Origin of the sequence: Staphylococcus sp. HMSC068C09 (genome assembly GCF_001813735.1) — a bacterium.
GTDB classification, from domain to species: Bacteria; Bacillota; Bacilli; order Staphylococcales; family Staphylococcaceae; genus Staphylococcus; species Staphylococcus hominis.
The window spans coordinates 127,688-136,279 of sequence record NZ_KV813755.1; the positions used below are offsets into that span (position 1 = coordinate 127,688).

The 8,592-nt window shown below is 31.4% G+C and carries 7 protein-coding genes and 1 other RNA gene; all 8 read left to right on the forward strand.

Translation table 11 applies throughout. The features are described 5' to 3' along the window. Window positions 1–206 precede the first annotated feature (206 nt). The 8 genes from treP to recR all read left to right on the forward strand — a co-directional run bounded on the left by treP (window position 207) and on the right by recR (window position 8,144). On the forward strand, window positions 207–1,649 hold the full coding sequence (gene treP / locus HMPREF2930_RS04705; protein ID WP_017175203.1) for a PTS system trehalose-specific EIIBC component: 1,443 nt from the start codon (window positions 207–209) through the stop codon (window positions 1,647–1,649). A 78-nt stretch (window positions 1,650–1,727) separates the two neighbouring features. After that, window positions 1,728–3,365 (forward strand): alpha,alpha-phosphotrehalase, encoded by a 1,638-nt coding sequence (gene treC / locus HMPREF2930_RS04710; protein WP_017175204.1) that lies wholly within the window; start codon window positions 1,728–1,730, stop codon window positions 3,363–3,365. A 22-nt stretch (window positions 3,366–3,387) separates the two neighbouring features. Beyond that, a complete protein-coding gene (gene treR, locus HMPREF2930_RS04715) occupies window positions 3,388–4,113 on the forward strand; it encodes a trehalose operon repressor (RefSeq protein ID WP_017175205.1) in 726 nt (241 codons plus the stop codon). Window positions 4,114–4,209: 96 nt separating this feature from the next. Then, window positions 4,210–4,479, forward strand: an RNA gene (gene ffs / locus HMPREF2930_RS04720) — signal recognition particle sRNA large type. Window positions 4,480–4,795: 316 nt separating this feature from the next. Further along, complete coding sequence (locus tag HMPREF2930_RS04725; RefSeq protein WP_017175206.1) at window positions 4,796–5,314, forward strand: GNAT family N-acetyltransferase; 519 nt, start codon at window positions 4,796–4,798, stop codon at window positions 5,312–5,314. A gap of 72 nt (window positions 5,315–5,386) precedes the next feature. After that, window positions 5,387–7,096, forward strand: coding sequence for a DNA polymerase III subunit gamma/tau (gene dnaX / locus HMPREF2930_RS04730; protein ID WP_017175207.1), 1,710 nt, complete (start codon window positions 5,387–5,389; stop codon window positions 7,094–7,096). A gap of 126 nt (window positions 7,097–7,222) precedes the next feature. After that, window positions 7,223–7,540, forward strand: a complete 318-nt coding sequence (locus tag HMPREF2930_RS04735; RefSeq protein ID WP_002447964.1) for a YbaB/EbfC family nucleoid-associated protein — start codon at window positions 7,223–7,225, stop codon at window positions 7,538–7,540. A gap of 7 nt (window positions 7,541–7,547) precedes the next feature. Then, a complete protein-coding gene (gene recR, locus HMPREF2930_RS04740) occupies window positions 7,548–8,144 on the forward strand; it encodes a recombination mediator RecR (protein ID WP_002447967.1) in 597 nt (198 codons plus the stop codon). The last annotated feature ends 448 nt before the right edge of the window (window positions 8,145–8,592 follow it).

Here is an 8,592-nt window from a genome sequence, read left to right on the forward strand (position 1 = left end):
GCGGGGGTTCGAATCCCTCTTCCTCCGCCATTATCATTAAAATCCAAGACTAATCAATATAAAGAAGATAAGCACTCAGTAACTTACTGAGTGCTTATTTTTATGTACTAAATTTTTAAAAAATCAAATCATTTAATGAAAGCCTTTACATAACTTGTCTAGACAAGTTATACTTTGTTTAAGTTAGAAACAAAGGAGTGGACATCGTGGGCGTAAAAAGAAAAGATGTACAAGATATTGTTCAAGCAATAGGTGGAAAAGAAAACGTAGATACTGCTACTCATTGTGTAACGCGATTACGATTAGTTTTGAAAGATGATAATAAAGTAGATAAGGAAGCTTTATCTAATAATACGCTTGTTAAAGGCCAATTTAAAGCTGACAATCAATATCAAATTGTTATTGGTCCTGGTACAGTAGATGAAGTGTATAAACAGTTTGTAAATGAAACCGGTGTAGAAACTGCATCTAAAGATGAAGCAAAAACTGCCGCTGCAAAAAAAGGCAATCCATTACAACGATTAGTAAAATTATTAGGAGATATTTTTATTCCAATTTTGCCAGCACTAGTAACAGCTGGTTTACTTATGGGGATTAATAATCTTTTAACTATGGAAAATTTATTTGGTCCTAAGGCCTTAGTGGAACAACATCATCAATTAGGTGATATTTCTAATATTATTAACGTCATAGCTAGTACAGCATTTATCTTTTTACCAGCTTTAATTGGTTGGAGTAGTATGAAAGTCTTTGGAGGTAGTCCAATTTTAGGATTAGTGTTGGGATTGATATTAATGCATCCTCAACTCGTTTCACAATATGATATAGCTAAGGGTCATATTCCTACATGGAATTTATTTGGTTTAGAAATTAAACAATTAAACTACCAAGGGCAAGTCCTTCCGGTACTTATTGCGGCTTATGTACTTTCTTTAATTGAAAAAGCACTTAATAAAGTCGTGCATGATTCAATTAAGATGCTTGTAGTAGGGCCTGTAGCATTATTAATTACAGGATTCCTATCATTTATTATTATTGGGCCTATAGCATTAGGTATCGGAACAGCGATTACAGGTGCTATACAATTTATTTTTGAACATGCGGGTTGGTTAGGTGGCGCAATTTATGGTTTCTTCTATGCACCACTTGTTATTACTGGGTTACACCATATGTTCTTAGCAGTGGATTTTCAATTGATGGGCAGTTCTTTAAAGGGAACTTATTTATGGCCAATTGTAGCCATTTCTAATATTTGTCAAGGATCAGCTGCATTTGGTGCATGGTTAATTTATAAACGTCGAAAAATGGCAAAAGAAGAAGGATTAGCATTAACATCTGGCGTTTCTGCTTTCTTAGGTGTCACTGAACCAGCTATGTTTGGAGTGAATTTACCTTTAAAAGTACCGTTTTTTGCTGCTATTTGTACATCGGGTGTTTTAGGAGCAGTCATTGGAGCAAATCGAGTACTTGGTAATGTAGGGGTAGGAGGCGTTCCAGCTTTTATTTCAATCCAAAGTAAATATTGGTATATTTATATACTTGTTATCCTATTAGCAATGATTTTGCCAGCAGTATTAACGGTGATTTTTTCTAAATTCACTAAAATTAAAGCTAAAGAAATGGTAGAAAATCCCAATGATATAAAATGAGGGTTATGAACTTTCATTATAAGATGTGAATAATTAATTATTTTGAAAAATATATTTTTAGATAAAGGTGGTATTAATATGATTCAAAACGATTGGCGAAAATCAGTAGTGTATCAAATTTACCCTAAATCTTTTAATGATACGACTGGAGACGGCAAAGGAGATTTGAATGGTATTATTGAAAAATTAGATTACATAAAGTATTTAGGCGTGGACTATATTTGGCTTACACCTATTTATGAATCTCCAATGAATGATAATGGTTACGATATCAGCGATTATTTTAAAATTAATGAAGAGTTTGGAACATTAGATGATTTTAAAAAATTGATTTATGAAGCACATCGTCGAGACTTAAAAGTTATGCTAGACATTGTAATTAATCATACTTCTACGGAACATCATTGGTTTAAGGAAGCAATTCATTCAAAAGATAATCCTTATCGAGATTTTTATTTTTTCAAATCATCAGCAGATGGACCACCAACAAATTGGCAATCTAAATTTGGTGGAAATGCTTGGGAATATGATGAGAAATCTGATGAATACTATCTACACTTATTTGATGTGACACAAGCTGATTTGAATTGGGATAATGAAAAAGTAAGACAAGCACTTTATGAAATGGTAAATTATTGGATTCAATTTGGCGTTGATGGTTTCCGTTTTGATGTAATAAACCTTATTTCTAAAGATGAATTTAAAAATTCAGAAGCCATCGGAAAAGAATTTTACACTGATGGCCCCCGCGTTCACCAATATTTACATGAACTCAACCGTCATACTTTTGGAAATAGAAATATGATGACAGTAGGTGAGATGTCTTCAACAACGATTGACAATTGTATTAAATATACACGTCCTGAGCGTCAAGAATTGAATAGTGTATTTAATTTTCATCATTTAAAAGTGGATTATAAAGATGGTGAAAAGTGGACAAATGAAAAATATGATTTTCTTAAATTGAAGAAAATTTTAATGGAATGGCAAGTAGGTATCCATAATGGTGGTGGATGGAATGCTATTTTTTGGTGTAATCATGACCAACCAAGAGTAGTATCACGATTTGGCGATGACACAAATGAATTGAATCGTCAAGCAAGCGCAAAAATGTTAGCTATTGTGTTGCATATGTTACAAGGGACACCCTATATTTATCAAGGTGAAGAAATTGGCATGACTGACCCTCATTATACATCAATACAAAAATATAGAGATGTAGAATCTCTTAATGCGTATACACATCTAAAAGAAGAAGGGATACCAGAAGAAGAAATTTTGACCATTTTATCCCAAAAATCGCGTGATAATTCGCGTACTCCTATACAATGGAATCAAAATGAAAATGCAGGATTTACATCTGGTACGCCATGGATAGATTTACCTAAGAATATAGATACGATTAATGTTGAAGATGCTATAAGTAATAAAGATTCAGTTTTACATGTATATCGTCAACTTATTAAGTTACGTCATCATCATGATATTATTACTTATGGAGATATTGAACCATTGTATATGGATCATCCACAATTGTTTATTTATCGTCGCAACTATAAAAATGATTCTTGGTTAATTATTGCTAACTTTTCAAATGAAGCTGTTAGGATTCCAGATGATCTTGATATAGTAGGAGATATTATTATTCAGAGTGGTACAATTTTTGATAATAAGATTTCATCATATGGTGCGATAGTAATTAGTAAGTCATATTAAGTGATAGGGTGAAAAAATAAAAATGGTTCAACAAAAATTTGCAGTAATTTATGAAAAGTTAAAAAAAGATATTTCTGAGGGAATATACTTATACGGTGAACAACTACCGTCAGAACGTGAACTTGTAGAAACATATCACTCATCTCGAGAAACGGTAAGAAAAGCACTTGAATTACTTGCAAATGATGGGATGATTCAAAAAATTAAAGGAAAAGGATCGATTGTTATTCAACAAGATATCACTGAATTTCCTTTTTCAGATTTAATTAGCTTTAAAGAAGTTAAAGAAAAGTTAAACTTAAATCATGAAACATATGTCCTTGTAAATGAAATAATAAAGGCGTCTGATGTTCCTTTAGTGAAAGAACAATTGGGTCTAAGAAATAACGACTTATTATGTCATGTAGTAAGAAGTAGAAGTGTAAATGGAAAAGTTAAAATATTAGATGAAGATTATTTTCTAACATCATTAGTTCCTAAAATATCTAATGAAATAGCTAGAAAGTCTATTTATGATTATTTAGAAAAAGAACTTCATTTAGATATTAGCTATTCTAATAAATCAATTACATTTGAACCATTTAAGGATTTTGAATATCAAGTGTTTGGTAAAGTGCACCATCCATATACAGCGACAGTAAGAAGTACCGTTTTTCTTAAAGATACGACGCGATTTCAATATAATGTTTCAAAGCATCTAGCGACAGAGTTTAAGTTTAATGAATTTTCTCGTCGACAAAATAAATAGTAATATTTTTGAATTGGTTTTTAACTTGAATGATTTATAAATAAATATACTATTTTACTTGCAACGTTAATACGTTTTATAGTATTATAAAACTTACCGTGCTAGGTGGGGAGGTAGCGGTTCCCTGTACTCGAAATCCGCTTTATGCGAGACTTAAATCCTTCGTTGAGGGTGTACTTTTGTGAAGTCTGCCCGAAGCACGAGGTGTTTGAAGATTTCGGTCCTATGCAATATGAACCCATGAATCATGTCAGGTCCTGACGGAAGCAGCATTAAGTGGACACTCATATGTGCCGTAGGGTAGCCGAGATTTAGCTATCGACTTCGGTAACGTTTATGATGTACACTCGATTCGAAGGTGCACGGTTATTTAATTTAAAATTAATCATTTCTATAAATAGATATACTTTACGAGTGACTTTAATTTAAAGTCACTCCTTTTTTATATAAACTATAGAAGAACTTAGAATACAGATAAAGATTCTTAAATCATTTAAATAAGTTGTTATCGAACAACTATAAACATCATACTTATATACAGATATTCAAAATAGGCATGTTGAGAAAAACAAACACCCTAAATTATTTTTATAATGAGGGTTATGGGTGTATACACTGATACATTTACTCAATTCATTTAATAGAAATATGATTAGAAACATGTTAATTATAGGGGGAAGTTATGCAAGTTTATTTAAGTACTTTAACTGAAATGGATTATATCGAGACTTTAGAAAAACTTGAAAAACATTATACTAATAACAAAGGTTTAGATGGTAAATCACATAGTAAAATAATTTCTAATTTAAGAAAACAACCTACATATAATTATGAATTAGAAGTTATTGCGAAAAAAGAAGATGGGGACATTATAGGGCACATCATGCTAAATGAAGTGAATCTCATTGATAATGAAGATACATTTAAAGTATTACAATTATCTTCTTTGATTGTAGCAACATCTTATCGAAACCAAGGTATAGGAAAAGCTTTAGTGCAAGCTGTAGAAGAGCGTGCGAAAGCTCATCATTATACTGCTATTATTGTAGATGATTGTCCTGAGTATTTTACAGCGTTAGGTTATGTATCAGCGGCACAACATCATATTATATCGAAAAATGATGATAAGTCTCTTTATGTGAAATTCTTGTGGGATCAATTAAGTGAATATCCACATGGGAAACTACAACCAATATCATAGAAGTATAAAAAATTAATATATCAAAGATATTGCATGATATAATTGATAAGTAATTGTATTGGAGGTGCGACTGTGAATTATCAAGCTTTATATCGAATGTTTAGACCTCAAAGTTTTAATGATGTTGTAGGTCAAGAACATGTCACTAAAACATTGAGAAATGCTATTTCAAAAGGAAAGCAATCTCATGCATATATTTTTAGTGGCCCAAGAGGAACTGGTAAAACAAGTATAGCTAAAGTGTTTGCTAAAGCTATTAACTGTTTAAATCCCCATGATGGTGAACCTTGTAATGAGTGTGCAGTATGTAAAGGCATTACACAAGGAACAAATGGTGACGTTATTGAAATTGATGCTGCTAGTAATAACGGTGTTGATGAAATTAGAAATATTAGAGATAAAGTTAAATACGCACCTAGTGAATCAAAATATAAGGTTTATATTATAGATGAAGTTCATATGCTTACAACAGGTGCTTTTAATGCTTTATTAAAAACATTAGAAGAACCTCCAGCACACGCTATTTTTATTTTAGCAACAACAGAACCGCATAAAATACCACCTACGATTATTTCACGTGCACAACGTTTTGATTTTAAAGCGATTAGTACCGAACAAATTGTCGAACGATTACGTTTTGTTGCACAAGAACAATCACTAGATTATGAGGAAGCGGCATTAGAATTTATTGCTAAAGCATCAGAAGGTGGTATGCGTGATGCATTAAGCATTATGGACCAAGCAATTGCTTTTGGAGATGAGCATCTTACCTTACAAGATGTATTAGACGTAACGGGTAGTGTAGATGAAGCATCGCTTAATGAATTATTTAACGATATCGTTAATGGAAATGTAAAAGAAGCATTTTCTCGTTATCATCACTTTGTATCTGAAGGTAAAGAAGTAAATAGACTTATTAATGATATGATTTATTTCGTAAGAGATACGATTATGAATAAAACAATCAATGAACAAACAAGTTACGATGCCTTAACTCAATTTGATTTAGAAACGTTATATCATATGATAGATATTATAAATGATACGCTCGTTTCTATTAGATTTAGTGTGAATCAGAATGTACACTTTGAAGTGTTATTAGTTAAATTAGCTGAAATGGTGAAAACAAATCCTACGAAAGTAGAAAATGTAGCAACAACGCCTGTTGCTACAGAACCTAATAATGAAGTGTTATTACAAAGAATGGAACAACTTGAAAATGAGTTAAAAACTCTAAAAGCACAAGGTATTTCACAGAGTAATAAAAAGCACACACAAACAAACACACATTCTAGAAATAAACGTCAAAGTAAAGCGGCATTTTCTATGACGCAGATAGCTAAAGTGTTAGATGAAGCAAATAAAGAAGATATTCAACTACTTAAAGAACATTGGCAAGAAGTAATTGATTATGCTAAAAGTAATGATAAAAAATCTTTAGTCAGCTTATTGCAAAACTCAATTCCAGTAGCAGCAAGTAGAAAACGTGTATTAATTCAATTTGATGAAGAAATACATTGTGAAATTGTTAATAAAGATGAAGAAAAAAGGAAAAACATTGAAAACGTCGTTTGTAATATCATTGATAAAAACGTTGAAGTAGTAGGTGTCCCTTCAGATCAATGGATGAGAGTGAGAAGCGAGTATATTAATCATAGAAAACAAAATGATCATCATTCTTCTGAAAGTACAAAAGATAATACTAAAGAGGAAACGTCTGATATTGCTCAAAAAGCGAGAGATTTATTTGGTGAAGATACTGTGAATATTATAGATGAATAATAAAATATATCAGTTTGTTTATAAGGTAAGTTGAATGAGTCATACATGACAATAAATATAAACGTATGTATAATGAAATATAAATTATAATAAAATTAATGTGAAAATTTAAGGAGGAAATGAATGATGCGCGGTGGCGGAAATATGCAACAAATGATGAAGCAAATGCAAAAAATGCAAAAGAAAATGGCACAAGAACAAGAAAAACTTAAAGACGAACGTATTGTAGGAACAGCTGGTGGCGGTATGGTTGCCGTAACTGTAACTGGTCATAAAGAAGTTGTAGATGTAGAAATTAAAGAAGAAGCAGTAGATCCAGATGATATCGAAATGTTACAAGATTTAGTTTTAGCTGCAACAAATGAAGCAATGAATAAAGCAGATAATTTAACGCAAGAACGATTAGGTAAACATACTCAAGGCTTAAATATTCCAGGAATGTAGGTTAAGTATGCATTATCCTGAACCGATTTCAAAACTTATAGATAGTTTTATGAAACTGCCAGGCATTGGTCCCAAGACGGCTCAACGTCTGGCTTTTTATACATTAGACATGAAAGAAGACGATGTCGTAAAATTTGCTAAAGCCTTAGTAGATGTTAAGCGAGAACTTACCTATTGTAGTATTTGCGGTCATATTACTGAAAAAGATCCGTGTTACATTTGTGAAGATAAACAAAGGGATCGTTCAATTATTTGTGTGGTTGAAGATGATAAAGATGTTATTGCAATGGAAAAAATGAGAGAGTATAAAGGCCTTTATCATGTATTACATGGATCTATCTCTCCAATGGATGGTATAGGACCTGAAGATATCAATATACCCACACTTATTGATAGATTAAAAGATGAAGAAGTTAAAGAACTTATATTAGCTATGAATCCAAACTTAGAAGGTGAATCGACCGCCATGTATATTTCAAGACTTGTAAAACCTATTGGAATAAAAGTAACACGTCTTGCACAAGGATTATCAGTTGGTGGCGATTTAGAGTATGCTGATGAAGTAACGCTTTCTAAAGCAATTGCTGGTAGAACCGAAATGTAAATTTTTATGTGCTATTTATAGTAGATGAGTATTGAATAGCGAGGATATTCCGCCTTCAACAATACTAAATCACACTGTAAATAGCTTTTTTTAAAATTATTTTAAAAAATGTAAATTTTTAAAAGTTTGTTTTATGAGATAAAAGTAATGTAAAAAAAGTTATAAACTGAAAGAAAACAACTTTAATATTAACTATTAACAAATTATTTTATATAATGTTCGTGTTTTGTGGGTTAGTCTCTATCTTTCGCTCTTTGTAGTGTAATTTTTACCATTGTACATTTGGGAGAAACCCTGTATAGTATTTATTTGTTGAGCGAAACAAATCAACGAACATTAAACACACAAAAAAATTAATTTAAAAAAGTTGTTGACTTTCATATCGATAGCGAGTATAATTAATTCTTGTGTTGAAGAAATGAACATTGAAAACTGAATGACAATATGT